The following is a 23141-nucleotide window of genomic DNA, read 5'->3' on the forward strand; positions in this document are numbered from 1 at the left end:
GATGCCTGCTCGGCCCAGAACGCCTCGCGGTCCGCATCGGCCTGGCCGTAGAGCGCCGACGTGGCGTTGGCCTGCGCCGCGAAATCCTCGGACGGTGCGAATCGGTCGTGGGCTTCGTTGCTCACGGACACTCCCTGATGCTCGGTGCGGGGTACTGGGCCCGCAACGTAAGCAACTCCCGTGATCTGTGGCACCACCTGCGCGACCGATCGTCGTGCTGACGCGTCCGAACGCCCCCGCTGCGCGACGAGCGGCGGATGAGCGGTCTCGCTCACGTCAGCCGAACGGATTAGCATCCCAGCATCCATCAATGGCGATTTGGGGTTTTCGATGCCGGCACCGACCAACCGCACGCCCTCGGGCGCGTGGTCGCTGCGGCGCCCGGCATCCGAATCGGTGCTGCGCACCGCGCGCCGCCTGGCCGTGAACCTGCGCGCCGGTCCCGCCGGTCCCGGCGTGCCCAGCGCGCTGCGCGACCTCCGCCGGCTCCTCGACGTCGACGCGGTCGGGATCAGCGACCTGTCCGGGTCGCTGCAGTGGTCCGGCCGGTCGAAGGCCGAGCCGGACGCGGTGACCTCGGTGGCCGACGTGCTGCACACCGAAACCCGCAGCGGCCGCCCGCCGCTGGTGGCGATGCCACTGCTGGTGCAGGACGAGCTCGCCGGGGTGCTGGTCATCGACGGCGAGGTCCGGATGTCGGCGGTGCGCGAAGCCACCGCCTGGGTCGAGGACGCGCTGGAGCACGGCAGGCTGGAGCACTCGGCGGAGCTGGCCGCGCAATCGGAGCTGCGCGCGCTGCGGGCCGAGATCTCCCCGCACTTCATGTACAACGCGATGACCGTGATCGGCTCGCTGGTGCGCTCAGACCCGGAGCGCTCCCACGAGCTGATGCTCGACTTCGCCGAGTTCATCCGCTACGGGCTGGCCCGGCACCGCGACTACACCACCGTCTCCGACGAGTTCCACGCCATCGAGACCTACCTCGCCCTGCAGCGCGCGGTGCTGGGGGAGCGGCTGCGGGTGCAGATCCGCGTCGCGCCCGAGGTGCTGGCCGTGGCGATCCCGTACCTGGTGCTGCAGCCGCTGGTGGAGAACGCCGTGCGGCACGGCATGGAACCCAGGTTCACCCCGGATTCGGAAGGTGTCGGCACCGTGCAGGTGCGCGGCGAAGCCGAGGGGAACGATCTGGTCATCAGCGTCGAGGACGACGGGGTCGGCATGGATCCCGCCCACGCCGAGGCGATCCTCGCCGGGCACGGGCCGGCGGACTCGGTCGGGCTGGCCAACGTCGACCGGCGGCTGCGCAGCGTCTACGGGGCCTGGTACGGGCTGGTCGTGGAAACCGCCGAGGGAGCGGGTACCCGAGTGGTGGTCCGCGTCCCGCGATTCCATCCGGGAGTGGTGCCGAGTTGAGCGAAGGACTGCGCGCGCTGGCCGTGGACGACCTCCCGCCCGCGCTCGACGAGCTGTGCAGGCTGCTGCGGGAAGCCCCCGAGGTCGCCGAGGTCGTGTCGGCCTCGGACTCGCTCAGCGCGCTGCGCACGCTGCAGAGCGACCGGTTCGACGTGGTGTTCCTGGACATCTCCATGCCAGGGCTGGACGGCATGGAGCTGGCGTCGCTGCTGGCGAAGATGAGCGAACCGCCGGTGATCGTGTTCGTCACCGCCTACGAGCAGCACGCCGTGCAGGCCTACGACATCGGAGCCGTTGACTACCTGCTCAAACCCGTTCGGGCGGAACGGCTCTCGGCTGCGCTGGACCGGGTGGCGCGGCTGCTGGCCACCGAGGACGTCGCGGAACCCGTTCCGGCGCAGCCGGACGCGATGGTGGCGCTGCCGGTCGAGACGGCGGGGCGGACCCGCTACGTGCGGCGCAGCGAGGTGCTGTTCGTCGAGGCGCACGGCGACTACGTGCGGCTGAACACCCGCAGCGGCGTGCACGTGGTGCGCATGCCCCTCTCCCGGCTCGAGGAGTACTGGGAGGGAGCCGGTTTCGTGCGGGTGCACCGCAGCTTCCTGCTGTCGCTGGGTGCTGTGCGGGAGCTGCGCAGCGACTCCGCCGGGGCGCTCAACGCCCACACCGACGCCGGGGACGTCCCGGTCAGCCGCAGGCACGCCCGCGATCTGCGGGAGCGGTTGCTGGACAACGCCCGGCAGGCCGAGATCGCCGACCCGCGGGGGCGGGGATGAGCGGTGGTCCGAAGCGGGTGGCGGTGACCAGCCCGCAGACCCGGGTGGCGCACGCTCGCCGCGTGATGCGGCGGCGCTGGCGGGCGCCGCGCCTCGAACCCGGGGAGGCGTTGCGGGCCAGGTCCCTGCACCGCGCGCAGCGCAGGCTCGGCGCGGTGACGCTGCTCCTGCTGTTCGCGCTGGTCTTCGGGTTGCCGCTGGTGTTCGCCGCGGTTCCGGCGCTCGACGAGGTGCGCGTCCTCGGCGTCCCCGTCTCCTGGGGTTTGCTGGTGCTGCTGCCGTTCCCGGCGATGGCGGTGCTGGCGCGCTGGCAGCTGCGCGCGGCCGAGCGCGTCGAGGAGCGCTGAGCCGTGTTCGCCCTGCTGACCGTGGCGGTCATCGTGCTCCTCACGCTGCTGATCGGGCTGCGCGGGGTGGCGGCGATGCGCACCACCTCGGACTTCCTGGTCGCGTCCCGGCAGGTGTCGCCGCTGGTCAACGCGGCGGCGGTGTCGGGGGAGTACCTCTCGGCGGCGTCCTTCCTCGGCGTGGCCGGGCTGATGCTGTCCAACGGCGTGGGAGCGCTGTGGTACCCGGTGGGGTTCACCGCCGGGTACGTGGCGATGCTGGTGCTGGTCGCCGCCCCGATGCGCCGGTCCGGAGCCCTCACGGTTCCCGACTTCGCCGAGGCCCGCTTCGCCTCGCCGGAGCTGCGGCGGCTGGCCGCGGTGGTGGTGCTGATCATCGGCGGGTTGTACCTGGTCCCGCAGTTCCGCACCGCGGGCCTGGTGCTCAGCGTCGTCAGCGGGACGCCGTACTGGGTGGGCGTGGTCATCGCCGGAACCGCGGTGTCGGTGACCCTCGCGCTGGGCGGCATGCGGGCGGCGACCTACGTGCAGGCCTTCCAGTTCTGCCTGAAACTGCTGCTGTTCGTGATCCCCGCGGTGTGGCTGGTGCTGCAGGTCGGCCCTGCGGTGCGGCACGACGCGCTGCACCCGGTGCAGTTCACCCACTTCGCCGAGGACACCCCCGTGACGTTCCGCGTCGCCGTGGACCTCGACATCACCGAACCGGTGACCGCGCGCGACGCCGAGGGACGGCCGGTGCCGCTGCCGCCGGGTGCTCACGAGATCGAAGCGGGGCGGACGCTGACGTTCCCCGCCGGTGCGGCGGTCCCCGAGATCGACGGCGTGGACGTGCCGGGCGGGCCGGACTGGCGGCGGCCGCTGCTGGACCTGGAGAACGCCGGCCACCCGCTGCTGGGGACCTGGGCGGTGCTGGTGGCCACCATGTTCGGCACGATGGGGTTGCCGCACGTCATCGTGCGGTTCCACACCAGCCCCGACGGGCGCGCGGCACGCCGGGCCGCCGCGATCACCGTGCTGCTGCTGGGCAGCTTCTACCTGTTCCCGGGCATCTACGGCGCGCTCGGCCGGGTGCTCGTGCCGCAGCTGTACCTCTCCGGCGTCACCGACTCGGTGGTGGTCGGGTTGCCCGCGCAGGTCGACACCGGCTGGGTCGGGACGGTGTTCACCTCGCTGCTCACGGGCGGGGCGTTCGCGGCGTTCCTCGCGACCTCGCTGGGCCTGCTGCTGGTGGTCTCCGGCGCGATCTCCCACGACCTCACCCCGGGCGGTCTGGGTCAGCTGCGCTGGACCGTGCTGGGTGCGGCGGCGGTGGTCGTCCTGCTCGCGCTGCAGGCCGCCCACCTGTCCGCCGGCGTGCTCGTGACCTGGGGGTTCACCGTTGCCGCCGCCACGTTCTGCCCGCTGCTGGTGCTGGGCATCTGGTGGCCGCGGCTGACCAGGACCGGAGCGCTGTGGGGCGTGCTGGTCGGGCTGACCGCCACGTCGGGAGCCATCGGCGCGACCCTGTTCGGCCCGCAGCTCGACGGCGTGCCCGCGATCCTGCTCGCCCAGCCCGCTCCCTGGGCGGTTCCGCTGTCCTTCGCCACCATGATCGCGATCTCGTTGCGCGGGAAGACCCCGACGTGGGCCGAGACCGCCATGCTGCGCCTGCACCTGGACGAACCGTCGCGCACCTGAACGCGATGTTCACGCGCAGGTAACGAGCAGGAGAAGGGCGCGACCGCTCGTCCCGGTCGGCGGGCCGTTCGTCGACCGTTCGTCTCGTGCGGCCGTCATCGGTCTCGGACGGCTCCCGCTGCGGCTCGGAGCTTCCTTAACGTGGCGCTCCTCACACGTTAGGGAGGATCCGTGAGCACCACCGACTCGGCCAATCCGCCGCCCACCGGAGATGTGTGGCACGAGGCCCACGCCAGCGAGGACTTCGCCACGCTGCGCCGGCGGCTGCGGGCGTTCGTCTTCCCGGTCTCCGCGCTGTTCCTCGTCTGGTACCTGGTCTACGTGCTGCTGGCCGACTACGCCCACGCATTCATGTCGATCAAGCTCGTCGGCAACATCAACGTCGGGCTGGTGCTGGGCCTGCTGCAGTTCGTGTCCACCTTCGTCATCACCACGCTCTACGTGCGCTACGCCAACCGGAGCCTGGACCCGGTGGCCGAACGCATCCGCGTCAAGGTCGAAGACACAGCCTGAAACCCCAAGGAGTAGCAGGGATGTACCACCTCGCGCAGGGGTTGCAAGGAAGCAACCCGCTGCTCAACATCGGAATCTTCGCGGCCTTCGTCGTGGTGACGCTGGTCGTCGTGCTGCGCGCCAGCCGGAACACCAGCACCGCCGCGGACTACTACGCGGGCGGTCGCGCGTTCTCCGGGCCGCAGAACGGGATCGCGATCGCCGGTGACTACCTGTCGGCGGCGTCTTTCCTCGGCATCGTCGGCGCGATCGCGCTCTACGGCTACGACGGATTCCTGTACTCGATCGGCTTCCTGGTCGCATGGCTGGTGGCGTTGCTGCTGGTGGCTGAACTGCTGCGCAACACCGGCAAGTACACGATGGGCGACGTGCTGGCGTTCCGCATGCGCCAGCGCCCGGTGCGCGCCGCGGCGGCGACCTCGACGTTGATGGTCAGCTTCTTCTACCTGCTGGCGCAGATGGCGGGCGCGGGCGTGCTCGTCTCGCTGCTGCTGGGCGTGTCCAGCGGGAGCGGGCAGGCGCTGGTGATCGCGATCGTCGGCGTCATCATGATCGTCTACGTGCTGGTCGGCGGCATGAAGGGCACCACCTGGGTGCAGATCATCAAGGCGGTGCTGCTCATCAGCGGCGCGGCCGTGATGACGGTGTGGACGCTGGCGCTGCACGGCTTCGACTTCTCCGGCCTGCTGCAGGCGGCGGTCGACCGGGCGTCCTCGGGTGAGAAGCTGCTCAACCCCGGTGCCAAGTACGGGAAGTCGGACACCAGCAAGCTGGACTTCCTGTCGCTGGGCATCGCCCTGGTGCTCGGCACCGCGGGTCTGCCGCACGTGCTGATGCGCTTCTACACGGTGCCGACCGCCAAGGAAGCGCGGCGCTCGGTGGTGTGGGCGATCTGGCTGATCGGTCTGTTCTACCTGTTCTCGCTGGTGCTGGGCTACGGCGCGGCGGCCATCGTGGGCCCGGAGGCGATCAAGAACGCGCCGGGTTCGTCGAACGCCGCGGCACCGCTGCTCGCTCAGGCGCTGGGCGGCCCGCTGCTGCTCGGGTTCATCGCCGCGGTCGCCTTCGCCACGATCCTGGCCGTGGTGGCGGGCCTGACCATCACCGCGTCGGCGTCGTTCGCACACGACATCTACGCCAACGTGATCAAGCGCGGGAAGGTCGAGGACAAGGACGCCGAGGTCCGCGTCGCGCGGATCACCGCGGTGGTCATCGGCGCGGTCGCCATCGTCGGCGGCATCCTGGCCCGCAACCAGAACGTCGCGTTCCTGGTGGCGCTGGCCTTCGCCGTGGCCGCCTCGGCGAACCTGCCGACGATCCTGTACTCGCTGTTCTGGAAGCGTTTCAACACCTCCGGGGCGCTGTGGAGCATCTACGGCGGTCTGGTCACCACCGTGGTGCTGATCGTGTTCTCCCCAGCGGTGTCCGGGACCGAGGAGTCGATGCTGCCGAACGTGGACTTCCACTGGTTCCCGCTGCAGAACCCGGGTCTGGTCTCGATCCCGGCGGCGTTCTTCTTCGGGTGGTTGGGCACGGTCCTGTCCAAGGAGCACCTGGAGGACAAGTACGCCGAGATGGAGGTTCGCTCGTTGACCGGCGCGGGCGCTGAGAAGGCGTCCGCACACTGATCGTCGTGCTTCACGGCGGTCCCCGGTGGGCCGGGGCGCGATCCCCTCTCGCGCCCCGGCCCACCGCGCGTTCCGGGTGCTCGCCGAATTGCGCCGGTCGCGAGATGCGAAATGGCGAAGCGGATCATTTTATTCCGATTATCTGGGAGTTGATCCCCTCCTCTCGCGCCGAGATCGAATCGGGGTCGCCCATCCGACTCTCCCGCGCGGGCGCCGTTCGCGGCTCGCGGTTGCTGCGAACGGCTCCACGGCGCCTGCTTTGGGCGAATTTCGGCGAGATCCGCAAGGTTTTGGCGAGAACTGCTCGTTCCCGCGACGAATAGTTGATTGCGGATGAAACCGGGTTAATCTTCTTTCGTCCGATGATTTTTCTGGCCTCACTGGCATTTTTATCGGCTCACTCCTTGATCGGTGATCTGACCGATCGCCTTGATCGACTCCATTGCAGCGGATCCCGCGCGCCCAGATCGGGCCGGTGATCCCTGAGCGAAAGGCGTCCGATGAAACCCAGAACCGCAGCACGAATCACCGGAGCGGCGCTCGTCGCCGCTGGAACGGTCGCAGCGCTGACCGCACCCGCGACCATCGCCGAACCCTCCGACGCGCCGGTGTCGCCGGAGCTGGTCTCCGCCATGCAACGCGATCTCGGCCTCACCGCTGACCAGGCCAGGGTGCGGCTGGACCAGGAAACCGTCGCGGCACGAGCCGACAGCGCGCTGCGCGGCGCGCTCGCGGGCAGTTACGGCGGCTCCTACTTCGACGCGAACCTGGGCAAGCTCGTCGTCGGGACCACCGACGCGGCCCGGTCCGACGAGGTGCGCGCGGCCGGTGCCGAACCCCGGCAGGTCGCCGCGAGCGAGCGGCAGCTCGACGAGATCGTCGAAGCCCTCGACCGCCGCGGCGCGCAGGCACCCGCGGCGGTGACCGGCTGGTACGCCGACGTGCGGGAGAACGCGGTGGTGGTGACCACCCAGCCCGGAGCCTCGGAGCAGGCAACCGGTTTCGTGCGCGACGCGCAGGTGTCGCAGGAGACGGTGCGGGTGCTGGAGTCCCCCGCGCAGCCGGAGACCTACGCCGATGTCGTCGGCGGCTACGCCTACTACACCGCCGCAGGTGCGCGGTGCTCGATGGGCTTCGCCGTCCAAGGTGGATTCGTCACCGCGGGCCACTGCGGGGCGCCGGGTGAGGGCACCACCCAGCCGACCGGCTACTTCGCGGGGTCGTCCTTCCCCGGCAACGACTACGCCTTCGTCAACACCGGCACCGACGACACCGGACATCCCCTCGTCTACGACTACAGCGGCGGGTACGTCCGGGTCTCCGGGTCCGCGGAAGCACCGCTGGGTTCGTCGATCTGCCGTTCCGGGTCCACCACGGGCTGGCACTGCGGCACCGTGCTGGCCAAGAACCAGTCGGTGCGCTACCAGGAAGGCACCGTCAGCGGGCTCACCCGGACCAACGTCTGCGCCGAACCCGGCGACTCCGGCGGCTCGTTCATCTCCGGCAACCAGGCCCAGGGGATGACCTCCGGAGGCTGGGGCGACTGCCGCACCGGCGGCGAGACCTACTACCAGCCGGTCCGAGAAGTCCTCTCCGCCTACGGTCTGACCCTGCTGACCCAGTAGGCGACGACGCGGTTGCTGCGACCCGGCCGAGTCCCGGGTCGCAGCAACGCGTTCCGCCGAGGGATCCCCTCGTCTAGGACGGCACGAGGGCTTTGGCGGCGAGCGGGACGCATTCGCACGTCACTGGCAGCTCCGCGAACCGCTCGCCGTCGGCATAACCGGTGATTCCCGGGGCCGACAGGTGCACTCGGCGGGCCCGGTAGGTGGTCACCTGCGGGTGCTGGACGTGCGTTCCGGGGTAGATCGTGGGAAGCAGGCGCACGATCTGGCCGCGCCGTGCCGGTCCGATGACGGTGATGTCGAACAGGCCGTCGTCGGGCACCGCGTCGGGGCAGATCCGCATGCCGCCGCCGTAGGTTTGGCCGTTGCCGACCGCGACCAGGATCGCCTGCGTCGTCAGCTTCCGGCCGTCGAGTTCCAGGACGTAGTCCAGCGGACGCAGTGCGACCAGCTCGATGAGCGTCGCGAGGTTGTAGCGCAGCTTGCCGCGCGGCCACGTGAGCCGGTTGGTGCGCTCGGTGACCAGGGCGTCGAAGCCGCCGGCGAACGCCGTGCCGAACCAGCGGTCGCCGACGCGTCCGAGGTCGATCGGGCGCACGGCGCCGTCGAGCACCACTTGCGCGGCGGCGACCGGGTCGTGGCGCGGGATCCCCAGCATCCGGGCGTGGTCGTTGCCCGTTCCGGCCGGGATGACGCCGAAGGGCGTGTCCGTCCCGGCGACCGCTTGCAGCGCGGTGTTGACGACTCCGTCGCCGCCGCAGGCGACCAGCGCCCCCGTTCCCGCCGCGACGGCTCGGCGAGCGAGCGCGAGCGAATCCGCCTCGTCCCGGCCCACCAGGACCGTCGCCGACGCGCCGGAGGCCCGCAGGTGCCGCAGCGCGCGCAGCGCGGCGGCAGCGGTGCGGCCCTGCCCGGAGCGCGGGTTGACCAGCAGGGCGATGTCGGTGATCACGGGATCAGCTTGCCCGGGTTGAGCACGCCGAACGGGTCCACAGTGGACTTGACGGCGCGCAGCACCTGCACGCCGAGCTCGCCGATCTCGTCCGTCAGCCACTCCAGGTGGTCCATGCCCACGGCGTGGTGGTGGGTGATGGTGGCTCCGGACCGGCTGATGGCGTCGCCCGCCGCGCGCTTGGCCCGTCGCCACTGCGCCACGGGGTCCTCGCCGCGCCCGCAGGCCACCGTGAAGTACAGCGACGCGCCGGTCGGGTAGAGGTGCGAGATGTGGCACATGACCAGGGGAGGGGTGCCCTGCGCCTGCAGCGATTCGGTGAGCGCCCCGCGCACGGCGTCGCAGGTCGCGGTCAGCTGGGACCAGGTGCACGCGGTTTCCAGGGTTTCCACCACGGTGTTGACGTCGAGCAGCGCGTCGCGCAGGTACGGGCCGTGGTAGCGGCCGTGGTCCCACTGCTCGGCGGGATCGGCGCCCAGCGAGGAGCCGCCCGCTTCGGTCAGCAGTTCCGCCACCCGCTCGCGGGCGGCGATCCGGGAGCCTTCGTAGCGCGTGATCATCAGGCATCCGCCGGCCTGCTCCCCGCTGCCGACGTCGTGCGCGGTGGCGAGGTTGATCATCGTCTCGGCCTCGTCGGAGAGCCGGGCGACGGTGGGCAGCGCGCCTTCCTGGGCGAGCAGCCGCAGCGCCGTCGCGCCGGTGGTGAAGTCCGGGAACGACCAGGCCTCGGATTCCACCTCCCCGGGCTTCGGGTGCACCCGGACGGTCACCTCGGTGATGATCCCCAGCGCGCCCTCCGAGCCGAGGAAGAGCTGCCGCAGATCCGGCCCCGCCGCGGACGCGGGAGCCCGGCCGAGGTCGAGCTCGCCGTTCGGGGTCGCGACGCGCAGCCGCACCACCATGCCGTCGAACCGGCCGTACCCGGCCGACGCCTGGCCCGAGGAACGCGTCGCCGCGAAGCCGCCGATGCTGGCGTGCTCGAAGCTCTGCGGGAAGTGACCCAGGGTGAAGCCGTGCTCGGACAGCAGGGCCTCGGCCTCCGGGCCGCGCAGGCCCGCCTGCAAGGTCGCGGTCTGCGACTCGGCGTCGACCTCCAGCAGGCCGTCCAGCAGTCGCAGGTCCAGGGCGATGACCGAGCCGAAGCCGCCGCGTTCGGGCTCCACGCCGCCGACGACGCTGGTCCCACCCCCGAACGGGACCACCGCCACCCGGTGCTCGGCGCACTGCGCCAGCACCGCGCACACCTGCTCGTGGGAGCCGGGCAGCACCACGGCGTCGGGCGCGAATTCTGCCTCGCCGGCCCGGCGGCGCAGCAGGTCCGGGGTGCTCTTGCCGCCCGAGTGCAGCAGCCGGGTGTGGTCGTCGGTGCGCACGCCGTCGTCACCGACGATCGCGGCCAACGCCGAGCGGGCCTCGGCGGGCAGTCGCGATTGCCCGACGCGCACCTCGGAGCGGCTCACCGAGGGGGTGTCCCGGCGTTCCACGCCGAGGCCTTGCTCGATCAGGGCGCGCACCTGCTCGGACACGGGGTTGGCCCCCTCGGCGGTGCCCCAGGCGTTCCACTCCTGCTCCGGGGTGCGGTGCTCAAGCTCAGTCATGCGTTACAGTTTTACACATGACGTCAAGCCGTAACGACGATGCCATCCTCGACGCCGCGAAGCAGTGCGTGCTCTCGGTCGGCATGCGGCGCACCACGCTGGCGGAGATCGCCCGCCGAGCGGGGGTGAGCCGCCCGACGGTCTACCGGCGCTGGCCGGACGTGCGAACGCTGTCCGCTGACCTGCTCACCCGCGAGCTCGTCGCCCTGCTCCCGGTCGGCACCTGGGAGGGGGCGCGCGAGCACGGGGTCGACGGGATCGTGCGCACCGTTTCGGCCGTGCGGCAGCACCCGCTGTTCCTCAAGATCCTCGAAACCGACCCGGAGCTGCTGACCACCTACGTGTTCGACCGGCTCGGGGCCAGCCAGCAGCGCATCCTCGACGTCCTCGCCGCCGCCATCCGCAGCGGGCAGGCGGGCGGCACGATCCGCGCGGGAGACCCGGACGAGATCGCCGCGATGGTTCTGCTGCTGGCGCAGTCCGCGGTCCTGTCCGCCCGCATCGTCTCCGACGCGCTTCCCCCGGAACGCCTCGACGCGCAGCTGCGCGTCGTGCTCGACGCCTACCTCAGCCCCGAGGAGTGATCTGATGATCTCGCTCAACGCAGCCCGGCGCACCAGGGACCTGACCGAACTCGCCGACGGAGGCGAGGTCGACCTGCTCGTCGTCGGCGGCGGGGTGACCGGCGCGGGCGTCGCGCTGGACGCCGCCTCGCGCGGCCTGAGCGTGGTGCTGGCCGAGAAGCACGACCTGGCCTTCGGCACCAGCCGGTGGAGTTCGAAGCTGGTGCACGGCGGACTGCGCTACCTGGCCTCCGGCAACGTCGGGATCGCCTACGAGAGCGCCGTGGAACGCCGCGTCCTGATGGAGCGCACCGCGCCGCACCTGATCCGCCCGCTCCCGCAGCTGGTGCCCCTGGTCTCGGGAGTCGGGGCGAAGCAGGTGGCGCTGGTGGCCGCCGGGTTCTTCGCGGGCGACCTGCTGCGCCGCGGCTCCGGGACCGCCGGGTCGGTGCTGGCCCCGCCGCGCCGGGTCTCCCGCGTGGAGACGCGTCGGATGGTGCCGACCGTCCGGCAGGAAGGGCTGCGCGGCGGCCTGCTGTCCTGGGACGGTCAGCTCGTCGACGACGCGCGGCTGGTGGTCGGCCTCGCGCGAACCGCGGCGTCGCACGGGGCTCGCGTCCTCACGCGCTGCGCGGCCGAGCAGGTCACCGGCGACGGTGCCGTGCTGCGGGACCGGCTCACCGGCGAGACCGTCGACCTCCGGGCCCGGAAGGTGATCAACGCGGCCGGGGTGTGGGCCGGCGAGGTGGCGCCGGGACTGCGCCTGCGCCCGAGCCGGGGCACGCACCTGGTCGTCTCCGACGCGGTGTTCGGCGGTCTCGACGCGGGGCTCACCGTGCCGATTCCCGGCACCACCAACCGGTTCGTGTTCGCGCTGCCCGCCGGGCACGGCCGGGTCTACATCGGACTCACCGACGAGGAGCAGGAAGGCCCGATCCCCGACGTGCCGACCGCCTCGGCCGAGGAGATCTCCTTCCTGCTGAAGACGGTCAACTCCGTGCTGGCCCGGCCGATCCGCGAGGAGGACGTGCTCGGCACGTACTCCGGCCTGCGCCCCCTGCTGGACGCCGGTGACGGTCGGAGCTCGGACCTCTCGCGCGAGCACGCGGTGATCACCGGCGACAACGGCGTGATCAGCGTCGTGGGCGGGAAGCTGACGACCTACCGCAAGATGGCGCAGGACGCCGTGGACGCCACCGCGCTGACCACCCGGCCGTGCCGCACGCGCGAGCTGCCCCTCGTCGGCGCGGCGAGCTCCGCGCATCTGTCCACCGTGGACGCTCCGCGGCGCCTGATCTCCCGCTACGGAACGGAAGCGACGGCCGTGGTCGCCGAGGCGGGTGGCGACCACCGGCTCCTGGAACCGATCGACGGCGTGGACGTCACCCCGGCCGAACTCCGCTTCGCGGTGCGGCACGAGGGCGCTCTCGACGTCTCCGACCTGCTCGACCGGCGCACCCGGCTCGGCCTGGTCGCGGCGGACCGCGAGCTCGCCACCGACGCCGCGGAGGAGGCGCTGAGCCTGGGCTGACGGGGAGCCGGCGGGGGAGCCGCTGTTTCAACCCGCACCGCCACGCAAAGGCACACCCTAAACAGGGTGGGCGGCCACGTGCGCTGGTCCGGCGAGGTCGCTCTGGGCGTAGACCTCGGTGAGGACGCGCAACGCCTTCGTCGCTTCGCGCGGGCTGATCCAGAACGGTTCGTCCTCGCCGAGCCGGGCGTAGAAGTCGCGGATGAGCGCTTCGTGGGACACGCCCCAGTAGGAGCGGCCGTTCGACGACGACCGGCGTTCGGCCACCGTTCGCACTCGTCCGTCGGCGTGGGTGATGGTGAGGTCACCGCGGATCGAGAGGGCGCCGCGCTCGGCGGTGATGTCGATGGTGACGGGTGCGTGGACCACGTTGGCCAGCGAGCCGAACACCAGGCTGCGCGCTCCGCCGTCGTGGGTCAGGAGCAGCTCGGCGGTGTCCTCGACCTCGACGACGTGCTGGCGGGTCGAGGTGTGGCCCTGGACGCCGACGACGTCGCCGACGAGCCACTGCACCAGGTCGAGGGTGTGGATGGCCTGGTTGATGAGCAGCCCACCGCCGGCGGTGGCCCACCTGCCCCGCCACGGCTTGGCGCGGTAGTAGTCCGGGGTGCGGGTCCACATCACCGTCGCGGTCGCGCCGAGCACCGGGCCCAGCTCGCCGGAGTCGAGCAGCTCGCGGGCGGCCTGCGCGGTGGCGTTGTACCGGTTCTGGAAGCACACGCCGACGCGGCTGCGACCCCGCTCGGCGGCTTCGACGAGGCGCTCGGCTTCGTCGAGGGTGTGGGCGAGCGGCTTCTCGACGAGCACGTGCACCCCGGCGTCGAGCAGGTCCAGGGCCACGGGCGCGTGCTGGTGGTGCGGGGTGCAGACGTGGGCGACGTCGGGGCGCACCGCCTCCAGGAGGGCGCGGTGGTCGGCGAACCCGGCGACGCCGACGCGCTCGACGGTCGTGGCCAGCGCCGCGGGATCGGTGTCGCACACGGCGACGAGCTCGACGTCCTCCAACGCCTGGATCGCCTCGAGGTGCACGGTCGAGACGTCGCCGCACCCGATGACGGCCGCTGTGATCATCGGTGCTCGATCCCTTCCTCCTTCAGCAGGGCCGTGAACGCCTGCCACGCCTCGGTGAACAGCTCCGGACCGGAGAACCCGCCGAGGCTGTGCGTCTGGGACAGGTGCGGTTCGAGGGAGAAGAACCCGTCGAAGCCGTCCTCGCGCAGCGCCCGGACGGTCTCGGCGACCTCGCCGTCGCCGCGACCCGCGGCGCACACCTCGCCGTCGACGAGGTGCGCGTCCTTGATCTGGACGTACTCCAGGTAGGGGCGCAGCGCGGCGTAGCCCTCGGTGAAGGGCCGCACGCCCACCTGGACGAAGTTGGCGGCATCCCACGCCGCGCGCAAGTTCGGCGAACCGACCGATTCGAGGACGTCGACGCAGCGGCGGGGGATGTCGCCGTAGATCTCCTTCTCGTTCTCGTGCAGCAGGACGACGCCGCCCCGCTCCGCCACGTCGGCGAGGGCGCGCATGCGGCGCAGGACCTCGTCGCGGGCGTCGTCGGGATCGGTGCCCGGGCGCATGAAGAAGGAGAAGATCCGGATGTAGGGGGCGTCGAAGCGGTGCGCGACGTCGACGGCGTGGCGGGCGCGGGCGAGGTGGACCTCGAAGTCCTCGTCGAGGAAGATCTTGCCGATCGGCGATCCGATGCTCGACACCCGCAGGCCGTGGTTGTCGAGCAGGTCCTTCGCCCGCGTGAGCTGCTCGTCGTCGAGGTCGAGGACGTTGGTGCCCCACGCGCTGCGGAACTCCAGGTACGACAATCCGAGCTCGCCGAGCAGCGAAGCCTGCTCTTGCAGGTCGGGCGAGATCTCGTCGGAGAATCCCGAGAGCGTCCACATGCGGGGTGCTCCTCACTGAGCCGGGTGGAGAGGTCTACCACCCACCATGATGGGTGATCGACCGCGCTCCTACGTGTTGCCGGTTGTTGCCACGCCCGGCCGGAAACAGCTGGCAACCCGTGGCCGAACCGGGGGCGAGCGCGCAGAGTCACGAGTGCGCCTCGTCGGCACGAGGCGCGGCCACTCGCTCGCGAGACGAAGGAGAAACGCCCATGTCCAGGAAGGTCCGGCTCGGGATCATCGGTTTCGGCGCCCAGGGCTCGGCGTACGCGAAGTTCATCGAGGACGGCCTGGTCCCCAACGTCGAGATCGGCGCCATCGCCGACGTCGAGGCCGTCAGACGGGAGGCCGCAGCCGCTGAGCACGGCGTGCCCGTGCACGAGGACCACGAGTCGCTGCTGGCCGGGGGAGAGGTGGACGCCGTCGTGACGACGGTGCCGCACTACCTGCACCCGCAGATCGGGATCGACGCGCTGCGGGCGGGTGTCCACGCGCTGGTCGAGAAACCCGCCGGGGTCTACACCAAGCAGGTCGAGGAGCTCAACGAGTGCGCGGCCCAGCACCCCGAGCTGACGTTCGCGATCATGTTCAACCAGCGCAACAATCCGCTCTACCAGCGCATCAAGCAGATCGTGGACGCCGGTGAGATCGGCGCGATCCGGCGGACGAACTGGATCATCACCACCTGGTGGCGCCCGCAGGGCTACTACGAGCAGTCGGCGTGGCGCGCCACCTGGGGCGGTGAGGGCGGCGGCGTCCTGGTCAACCAGGCCCCGCACCAGCTCGACCTGTGGCAGTGGATCTGCGGCGTCCCGAAGTCGGTGTACGCCAAGGTCGCCTACGGCTTCCGCCGGGACATCGCCGTGGAGGACGAGGTCACCGCCGTGGTCGACTACGGCGGCGGCGCCACCGGCACCTTCGTCACCGCCGTCCACGACCTCGCCGGTACAGACCGGCTGGAGATCCTGGGCGACCGGGGCAAGATCGTCGTCGACGGTTCGAAGACCGCCACGGTCACTCGCCTGGTCGACGACGAGCGCGCGCTGTCCGACCGCATGGGCATGGACGACGTGCGCAAGCTCTTCAAGGGCGAGGTGGACCCGACCACCTACTACTCGCAGGAGGTCATCGAGTTCGAATCCGCTTGGGGCGCACAGCACTCGGGCGTGCTGGAGAACTTCGCGGCGAACGTCCTCGACGGCACACCGCTGCTCGCGCCGGGCAGCGAGGGTGTCAACGGGGTGCGTCTGGCCAACGCGATCCACCTGTCGAGCTGGCTCGGACAGGAGGTTCCGCTCGACTTCGACGAGGACGTCTACCTGGCCGAGCTCAACAAGCGCATCCGCTCGGAGGGCAAGTTCCCCGAACGCCCGGCAGGCGCCTGACTCCGATCCGGCAGGACGCCCTGGCCCCGCCTCCCGCAGGCGGAGCCAGGGCGTCCTGTTGCGCGCTGAGATGGCAGGTCAGGAGGGGGTTCCGCTGCAACTACTGGCAACCGCTTCTGTCAGCGTGTGACGTCTGCCGCAATGGTGAGCACCTCGGGCTGGGCGGCGGGTGAGCACCGACCGTCACCGCCGCTCAGCCTCTCGCACCTGCGGTCGCCCAACGACGAGCGCCCGGCGAAAGGACACACCCGATGAGCGTGAACCACGCGGAAGGTTCCGACTCCTCCGGCAGATCGAACACCGGCAACCTCACCGCAGCTCCGGAGGAGCCCGGTGCGGCACCCGCGAAGGGCCGCGGCAAGGCGATCGGCTCCCTCGCGGCGGCCAATGCCATCGACAACTCCGAGAACAGCCTGATCAACACGTTCTTCCCGCTGATCCGCGATGCCTTCGGGCTCGGCCTCGGCGCCCTGGGCATCATGGCGAGCCTGTCGCGGTTCGCCCGCATGATCGCCGGACCGCTGTGGGCCATGGCCGCCGACCGGTTCGGCCGCAAGAAGGTGCTGTTCATCGTCACCGGGCTCTGGGGCGCGTGGACCGCGGCGGCCGGCCTCGCGCCGAACTTCACGACGCTGCTGATCCTCTACGGCATCGGGGTCCTCGGCACCGTGGCCTCGGAACCGATCACCAACGGTCTGCTCAGCGATCTCTTCGACGACGAGCAGCGCGGCCGGGCGTTCGGCATGGTCCGCTCGCTCGGGTCGCTGATCGGCATGGGGCTCGGACCGGCCATCGCCCTGCTCGCCAACGATCCCAACGGTTGGCGTTACGGCATGTTCGCCATGGGCGGGCTGAGCGTGCTGTCCGGTTTCGCCATCCTGATCTTCGTCCGGGAGCCGGAGCGCCGAACCGCCATCTCCGAAGATCCCGACGTGGGCCGGTTCCGCGTCGCCGACGCCGTGAAGCTGTTCAAGATTCCCACGATCGCACTGCTCGGGGGAATGCTCCCGCTGGTGACCAGCCTCGTGCTGTTCACCTACTTCGTGACCTTCATGGTCGACGCCCGCGGTTGGGGCGTGCCCTCGGCCGCGCTGCTGTACTCGGTGCTCTCCGGCGGCATGGCGCTGTCGTCCTTGCTCGGCGGATTCCTCGGGGACTGGTTCGTCCGGCGCTTCGGCCACAAGGGACGGATCATGCTGATGCAGATCTACCTGGTCGCCGTGTCCGGGATGTCGGTGGTGGCACTGCAGATCGACTGGGGCAAGGGCATCGCCGTCTACGTCGTGATGTTCCTGTTCGGCCTGATCATGCTCATCGGCTTCTCCGCCTGCGTGCTGCCGATGGTCTCCGCGGTCGCCCCCAAGCAGCTGTCCGCGACGGCCTTCGCCGTGCTGTTCTCCCTGATCCAGGGCGGACTCGCGGCGCTGCTGACGCTGGCCATGGGATTCCTCGGCGAAACGCTGGGCCTGACCCAGGTCATGTTCTACCTCGTGACCGTTCCGTACCTGCTCAACGCGGTGTACTGGTTCGCCTTCTACAAGACCTATCCGAAGGACGTCGCCAGGCAGGCCGAGCGCACGGCCGCCGTCGAAGCAGGAACCTTCTGACCGGATCTCGCAAACCCCGACAACGATGGGAGAACGCATGGCAGTCCTCGGCGTCCAGATGATGATGGTCAAGCAGCAGGTCGCGGAGCAGGGCATGTTCCCGGTCCTGCGGCAGCTGCGCGCCCTCGGCTACGACGCGGTCGAGGTCTCGCAGATCCCGATGGACGAGTCCAACACCGCCGACCTCGAAAAGGGCGTCACCGAACTGGGGCTCGACGTCGGAGCGCTGTCCGTCGCGCTCAAGCGCAACGCGTTCGCCACCGGCGACGGCCTCGACACCGACTTCGACAAGATCATCGCCGACTGCGCGCGCCTGAACACCCGCTACGTGCGGATCGGGATGATGCCCTACGAGGCGATGGCGTCCAAGGACGCCTGCGAGGCGTGGGCGGGCGAGTGCGAGGAGCAGGCTCGGCGACTGGCCGACGAGGGGATCACGCTGCTCTACCACAACCACCACGTCGACCTCGCCCAGTTCGACGGTGAGCGGATCTTCGACCTCGTCCGCAGGGTGGCGACAACGGTGGCCTTCGAGGTCGACCTGTTCTGGGTGCAGCGCGGGGGCATGGCCCCGCTGGACATGCTCCGGGAGTACTCGGGCGTGTGCAAGACGGTTCACGTCAAGGACTTCCGGGTGCTGCCGCTGCCGGCGGAGTCGGTGGAACTCATCACCTCGGGAGATCCCGAGGACCGCGCGAGGTTCATGACCCTGTTCAACACCAACGTGCAGTTCGCGGAGGTCGGCCAGGGCAACATGAACTGGCCGGACCTGCTGCCCGCGGCCGAGCGCGCGGGAGCGGAGTACTTCTTCGTCGAACAGGACGACCAGTACGGCCGCGACCCGATGGACTGCCTGCGCGACTCCCGCGAGTACCTCCGCAGCATCGGCTACTGACCGCTGCCGGTCGTCTCCCCGCGTGAGGGCTCGTGTTCCGCCTCACGCGGGGACTTGACACTCTTCGAGCGGCCTGGCTAACGTTCCCGCCCGACGGGCAGGCCCCGTCGCACAACCGAACATTCGCTCGCGGCTCGCCGCGAGTGGTTACTAGAGACGCAGAGAGCAGTAACCCGTGCACGCACCGGGGGACTGTTCTCTTTTTTCATGCCCGGAAACGGTCTTCCGCCGATCCCGAGCGCTCCCGCGCTGACCACGACGAGGTGGCCACGATGAGAACACCTGCCGCGTGAACACCGCCAACGCTGAAGAAGGGCGATCCATGGACATCCGCGACTTCTCGCTCGACGCGTTCTCCCTCGCGGGCAAGAACGCCGTCATCACGGGCGGCAACACAGGCCTGGGGCAGGCGTTCACCCTGGCCCTGGCCAAGGCGGGCGCCGACGTGTTCGTCCCCAGCCTGCTCGACGACGACGGCACCACCCGCGAGCTCGTCGAGGCCGAGGGCCGGCGGATGGAGTTCCTGGACGTCGACATCACCGAGGACGGGGCACCTCGCCGGGTGATCGAGGACTGCGTCTCCCGGCTCGGCTCGGTGGACGTGCTCGTCAACTCCGCCGGGATCTGCCGGATGGCGTCGGTGGAGGGCTTCGGCCGCGAGCAGTGGGACCCGATGCTCGACATCAACCTCACCGCGCCGTTCGAGCTGGGCCGGGAGGCGGCCAGGTTCATGACCGAGCAGCGCTCCGGCAAGATCATCAACATCGCGTCGCTGTTCTCGTTCCTCGGCGGCCAGTGGTCCCCGGCCTACGCCGCGACCAAGCACGCCATCGTCGGCTTCACCAAGGCCTACTGCGACGAGCTCGCCCAGCGCGGCATCCAGGTCAACGCCATCGCCCCCGGCTACTTCGCGACCGCGATCACCGAGCGCACCCGGGCCGACGCGGAAGCCAACCAGCGCGTCCTGGACCACATCCCGGCCGGGCGCTGGGGCGAGGTCGCAGACCTGATGGGCGCCACCGTCTTCCTGGCCTCCCGCGCTTCCGACTACGTCAACGGGCACGTGCTCACCGTCGACGGCGGCTACCTCACCCGCTGACCCAACCCGAAACCCGCACGGAGGAAACCTTGACCGAATCAACGGCATTCGAGAACGACGAGATCGTCGCGCGGCTGCGCGAGATCGTGGGCGACGAACGGGTGGTGACCGACGAGCAGGTGCTGCGCGAGGCCAGCGTGGACCGGTTCAAGAAGTACACCGCGGTCCACGGCATCTTCGACGGCCCGCTTCCCCGCGCGGTCGTGCGCGCCGCCGACACCCGGCAGGTCGCCGAGGTGCTGGCCTTCGCCGACGAGCACCGGATCAACGTGGTGCCGCGCACCGGCCGCACCGGCACCGAAGGCGGGCTGGAGACCAGCGTCGAGGGCACCATCGTGCTCGACGGCTCCGAGATGGCCTCCATCGTGCGCATCGACGAGGAGAACATGCAGGCCACCGCCCAGTGCGGAGTCCCGCTGCAGGCGCTGGAGGACGCGCTGCGCGAGCAGGGCCTGACCACCGGGCACTCGCCGCAGTCCAAGCCGCTGGCGCAGATGGGCGGACTGGTGGCGACCCGCTCGATCGGCCAGTTCTCGACCCTCTACGGCGGCATCGAGGACATGGTGGTCGGTCTGGAAGCGGTGTTCCCGGACGGCACCATCAGCCGGATCAAGAACGTCCCGCGCCGCGCGGCCGGGCCGGACATCCGGCACGTCGTGATCGGCAACGAGGGCGCGCTGTGCTTCGTCACCGAGGTCACCGTGAAGGTGTTCAAGCACCAGCCGGAGAACAACCGCTTCCACGGCTACCTGATCGACGACGTGCACACCGGTGTGTCGATCCTGCGCGAGGTGATCACCGAGGGCTTCCGGCCGTCGGTGGCGCGGGTGTACTCCGAAGAGGACGCCGCGCAGCACTTCTCGCACTTCGCCGACGGCAAGTGCGTGCTGGTGTTCGTCTCCGAAGGGCCGAAGGGCATCGTGGAGGCCACCAGCGCCGAGATCGAGCGCGTCGTCTCCCGGCACCCGCACACCGCCGTCGACCCGGCGCTCGTCCAGGCCTGGTTCGACAACCTCAACTGGGGTCGCGCCAAGATCAAGGCCGAGCAGGACACCATGCTCGCCGAGCAGCGCCTGGGCTACACCACCGAGGTCTCGGCCGACTGGTCCAGCATCGGTGCGATCTACGACGCGGTGATGCACCGGATCCGCACCGAATACCCGCACGCCGCGGACCTGACGATGCTGGGCGGGCACTCCTCGCACAGCTACCAGACCGGCACGAACATGTACTTCGTCTACGACTACGCGATCAACTGCGAACCCCGCGAGGAGATCGAGAAGTACCACAAGCCGCTCAACGCCATCATCGTCGAGGAGGCCCTGCGGCACGGCGGTTCGATGGTGCACCACCACGGCATCGGCAAGTACCGCGCGCAGTGGACCGAGCAGGAGCACGGCAGCGCGTACCAGATGCTGGTTCGGCTCAAGGAAGCGTTCGACCCCCGGGGGATCATGAACCGCGGGACGATCTTCCCGGCGGACTGAGCAGGTGGGGCGGTCGCAACGGCGCGGCCCACCCCACGCGGTCCGTTCTGCTCAGGGGCGGGAGGAGACCCCGAAGGGGAGAGCGCAGTGGCTCCGCCACTTCGGACGTGGATCCAGCTGGGAGAGGCGATGACGGGGTATCTGATCGGCATCGACAACGGGTCGCAGAGCACGAAGGTGACGATCTTCGACGAGCGCGGTAACCCCGTCAGCCAGGGGCGGCAGGCCTTGCGCCCCAACCACACCCCGCGTCCCGGGGTGGTCGAGCACCCCGACGACGACCTGTGGTCCTCGGTGGGTGCCGCGTGCCGCGAGGCGATGGCCGGTTTCCCGGGCGATCCGGCCGAGATCGCGGGTGTCGGGCTGTGCACCATCCGCTTCTGCCGCGTGCTGCTGCGGGCCGACGGAACCCTCGCGCAGCCGGTGCTGAGCTGGATGGACGAGCGGGTCTCCCGGCCCTACGCCCACACCGACGAGTCGGTCGCCCGCGTCACGACCTCCTCGGGCTACATCACCCACCGGATGACCGGGGAGTTCCGGGACACCGCGGCGAACTACCAGGGCATGTGGCCGATCGACACCGACACCTGGCAGTGGTCGGAGGACCCGGAGGTGCGGGAATCCGCGGGCATCCCGGCCGAGATGCTCTTCGAGCTGGCGATGCCCGGGGAGACGCTGGGCGGGGTCACCGCAGCGGCCGCCGAGCACACCGGGCTGCCTGTCGGGCTGCCTGTCGTGGCCACCGCCAACGACAAGGCAGTCGAGGCGCTGGGGTGCGGGTTGCGCGGTCCGGGAGACCTGCTGATCTCGCTGGGCACCTACATCGCGAGCATGACGGTCGGCGAGCGGAACATCCAGGGCGCCACGAGTTTCTGGACCAACTTCGGCAGCGTCGCGCACGAGTACCTCTACGAGAGCGACGGCATCCGGCGCGGCATGTGGACCGCGAGCTGGCTGCGGGACCTGTTCGGCGAGGAGGTCGTCCAGGGCGCGCAGCGAGCGGGTCTGAGCCCCGAGGAGTACCTCAACGCGGGCGCGGCGCAGGTGCCCGCGGGCTGCGACGGGCTGATGGCGGTGCTGGACTGGCTGGCGCCGACCGACGCGCCGCACCGCAAGGGCGCGTTCCTCGGCTTCGACGGGAGGCAGGGGAGGTTCCACCTCTACCGCTCGGTGCTGGAGGCGATCGCGCTGACGATGTACGACCGGGCGGGCGCGATGGCCGACGAGCTGGGCACCGGCTTCGAGCGGGTGATCGTCTCCGGTGGCGGAGCGGGTGCCGACGTGATGATGGGCATCATCGCCGACGTCTTCGGCGTTCCGGCGGTCCGCACGGTGGTCAACGACGGAGCCGGGCTGGGTGCCGCGATCTGCGCGGGGGTCGGTCTCGGCCGGTTCACCGGGGTGGACGAGGCGGTGGCGGCGATGGTCTCGGTCGGCGAGGAGTTCCGGCCTGACGTGGCGAACCACGAGCTCCACGCGCGACAGCACGAGGTCTACCGGGACATCACCCGGCACACCGACGAGGTGTTCCGCCGGTCGGCCCGGATCTTCGGCTGACTCACATCGCCCAGACGTCGGTGTTCGAGGAGGCGATGGCCGCCGCCCCCGCTCCGAGGGCGGCGACCACGTCGTCCTTGTCGCACACCAGGCCTCCGGCGATGATCGGCACGTCGATGTCCGCCCGCAGCCAGGTGATCACGCGGGGCACGCAGCCGGGCAGGATCTCGACGTAGTCGGGCTTGGAGATCGCGATCTGCCTGCCGAGGTTGTGGTAGGAGAACGAGTCGACCAGGAAGAACCGGTGCACGCCCAGAAGTCCGCGCGCGCGAGCGGCTTTGACCAGCGCGGCCTTGGAGCTGAGGATCCCGTCGGCGCCGGTCTTCTCCCGCACGTACTCGACGACGATCTCCTTGGCGACGAAGCCCTCGACGAGATCGACGTTGACCAGGACCGTCTTGCCGGCGTTCTTGAGCCGTTCCACCAGCGACGGCACGGTGAGCACCGAGCCGTAGAGCAGGAACGCGACCGGGCACTCCGACCGGAGCGCGGCGTCCAGCCCGGCATCGTCCTTGACGCTGGCGATGACCGGGTTGTCGAGCAGAAGATCTTCCATGATGACGCCATGCTCTCACAACGCGCACCGCGCATGA

General features: G+C 70.4%; 20 protein-coding genes. 15 read left to right on the top strand and 5 right to left on the bottom strand.

Features of this window, described 5'->3' with window-relative positions; genetic code table 11:
- The first annotated feature begins 330 nt into the window (after positions 1-330).
- From AB0J91_RS20540 to AB0J91_RS20570, 7 genes are all read left to right on the top strand, one after another.
- Complete coding sequence (locus tag AB0J91_RS20540) at positions 331-1413, top strand: histidine kinase (RefSeq protein ID WP_363871163.1); 1083 nt, start codon at positions 331-333, stop codon at positions 1411-1413.
- A complete protein-coding gene (locus AB0J91_RS20545; RefSeq protein WP_363788146.1) occupies positions 1410-2189 on the top strand; it encodes a LytTR family DNA-binding domain-containing protein in 780 nt (259 codons plus the stop codon). The genes AB0J91_RS20540 and AB0J91_RS20545 overlap by 4 nt, the downstream gene beginning before the upstream one ends.
- Entirely contained in the window at positions 2186-2536 is a 351-nt protein-coding gene (locus AB0J91_RS20550) for a hypothetical protein (RefSeq protein WP_363788147.1), read from the top strand. The genes AB0J91_RS20545 and AB0J91_RS20550 overlap by 4 nt, the downstream gene beginning before the upstream one ends.
- Positions 2537-2539: 3 nt before the next feature.
- Entirely contained in the window at positions 2540-4213 is a 1674-nt protein-coding gene (locus AB0J91_RS20555; protein ID WP_363788148.1) for a cation acetate symporter, read from the top strand.
- 171 nt (positions 4214-4384) lie between these two features.
- Positions 4385-4726 (top strand): DUF485 domain-containing protein, encoded by a 342-nt coding sequence (locus AB0J91_RS20560; RefSeq protein WP_363788149.1) that lies wholly within the window; start codon positions 4385-4387, stop codon positions 4724-4726.
- Between the two features lie 20 nt (positions 4727-4746).
- Complete coding sequence (locus tag AB0J91_RS20565) at positions 4747-6354, top strand: cation acetate symporter (RefSeq protein ID WP_363788150.1); 1608 nt, start codon at positions 4747-4749, stop codon at positions 6352-6354.
- 500 nt (positions 6355-6854) lie between these two features.
- Positions 6855-7979, top strand: coding sequence for a S1 family peptidase (locus AB0J91_RS20570; RefSeq protein WP_363871166.1), 1125 nt, complete (start codon positions 6855-6857; stop codon positions 7977-7979).
- A 73-nt stretch (positions 7980-8052) separates the two neighbouring features.
- Here AB0J91_RS20570 and AB0J91_RS20575 read toward each other — a convergent pair whose 3' ends face one another.
- The gene (locus tag AB0J91_RS20575) at positions 8053-8931 is read right to left on the bottom strand and encodes a diacylglycerol kinase (RefSeq protein WP_363871168.1); all 879 of its coding nucleotides are present in this window, start codon (positions 8929-8931) and stop codon (positions 8053-8055) included.
- On the bottom strand, positions 8928-10529 hold the full coding sequence (locus AB0J91_RS20580; protein WP_363871171.1) for an FAD-binding oxidoreductase: 1602 nt from the start codon (positions 10527-10529) through the stop codon (positions 8928-8930). Before AB0J91_RS20580 ends, AB0J91_RS20575 begins: the two co-directional genes overlap by 4 nt.
- 17 nt (positions 10530-10546) lie before the next feature.
- On the opposite strand from AB0J91_RS20580, the gene AB0J91_RS20585 reads away from it, so the two are divergent.
- Both AB0J91_RS20585 and AB0J91_RS20590 read left to right on the top strand, forming a co-directional pair.
- Positions 10547-11113: a TetR/AcrR family transcriptional regulator gene (locus AB0J91_RS20585; protein WP_363871173.1), complete on the top strand. Its 567-nt coding sequence runs from the start codon at positions 10547-10549 to the stop codon at positions 11111-11113.
- 4 nt (positions 11114-11117) lie between these two features.
- Positions 11118-12623, top strand: a complete 1506-nt coding sequence (locus AB0J91_RS20590) for a glycerol-3-phosphate dehydrogenase/oxidase (RefSeq protein WP_363871176.1) — start codon at positions 11118-11120, stop codon at positions 12621-12623.
- A 57-nt stretch (positions 12624-12680) separates the two neighbouring features.
- Here AB0J91_RS20590 and AB0J91_RS20595 read toward each other — a convergent pair whose 3' ends face one another.
- Both AB0J91_RS20595 and AB0J91_RS20600 read right to left on the bottom strand, forming a co-directional pair.
- The gene (locus AB0J91_RS20595; RefSeq protein WP_363871178.1) at positions 12681-13694 is read right to left on the bottom strand and encodes a Gfo/Idh/MocA family oxidoreductase; all 1014 of its coding nucleotides are present in this window, start codon (positions 13692-13694) and stop codon (positions 12681-12683) included.
- On the bottom strand, positions 13691-14518 hold the full coding sequence (locus tag AB0J91_RS20600) for a sugar phosphate isomerase/epimerase family protein (protein WP_363871181.1): 828 nt from the start codon (positions 14516-14518) through the stop codon (positions 13691-13693). Before AB0J91_RS20600 ends, AB0J91_RS20595 begins: the two co-directional genes overlap by 4 nt.
- Positions 14519-14730: 212 nt before the next feature.
- Between AB0J91_RS20600 and AB0J91_RS20605 the strand changes: the two genes are divergently transcribed.
- From AB0J91_RS20605 to AB0J91_RS20630, 6 genes are all read left to right on the top strand, one after another.
- Positions 14731-15903, top strand: a complete 1173-nt coding sequence (locus tag AB0J91_RS20605) for a Gfo/Idh/MocA family oxidoreductase (RefSeq protein WP_363871184.1) — start codon at positions 14731-14733, stop codon at positions 15901-15903.
- Positions 15904-16154: 251 nt separating this feature from the next.
- A complete protein-coding gene (locus tag AB0J91_RS20610; protein WP_363871187.1) occupies positions 16155-17510 on the top strand; it encodes an MFS transporter in 1356 nt (451 codons plus the stop codon).
- Positions 17511-17547: 37 nt separating this feature from the next.
- Complete coding sequence (locus tag AB0J91_RS20615; protein ID WP_363871190.1) at positions 17548-18405, top strand: sugar phosphate isomerase/epimerase; 858 nt, start codon at positions 17548-17550, stop codon at positions 18403-18405.
- A 322-nt stretch (positions 18406-18727) separates the two neighbouring features.
- The gene (locus tag AB0J91_RS20620; RefSeq protein ID WP_363871193.1) at positions 18728-19504 is read left to right on the top strand and encodes an SDR family oxidoreductase; all 777 of its coding nucleotides are present in this window, start codon (positions 18728-18730) and stop codon (positions 19502-19504) included.
- A gap of 29 nt (positions 19505-19533) precedes the next feature.
- Positions 19534-20991: an FAD-binding oxidoreductase gene (locus tag AB0J91_RS20625; protein WP_363871197.1), complete on the top strand. Its 1458-nt coding sequence runs from the start codon at positions 19534-19536 to the stop codon at positions 20989-20991.
- A gap of 129 nt (positions 20992-21120) precedes the next feature.
- Positions 21121-22548 carry an FGGY family carbohydrate kinase gene (locus AB0J91_RS20630; protein WP_363871200.1) on the top strand — a complete coding sequence of 476 codons (1428 nt, stop codon included), beginning with the start codon at positions 21121-21123 and terminating at the stop codon, positions 22546-22548.
- A gap of 1 nt (position 22549) precedes the next feature.
- Here AB0J91_RS20630 and AB0J91_RS20635 read toward each other — a convergent pair whose 3' ends face one another.
- A complete protein-coding gene (locus AB0J91_RS20635; RefSeq protein WP_363871203.1) occupies positions 22550-23104 on the bottom strand; it encodes a glycerol-3-phosphate responsive antiterminator in 555 nt (184 codons plus the stop codon).
- Positions 23105-23141 lie beyond the last annotated feature (37 nt).

Source organism: Saccharopolyspora sp. NPDC049357 (assembly GCF_040677225.1).
GTDB lineage: Bacteria > Actinomycetota > Actinomycetes > Mycobacteriales > Pseudonocardiaceae > Saccharopolyspora.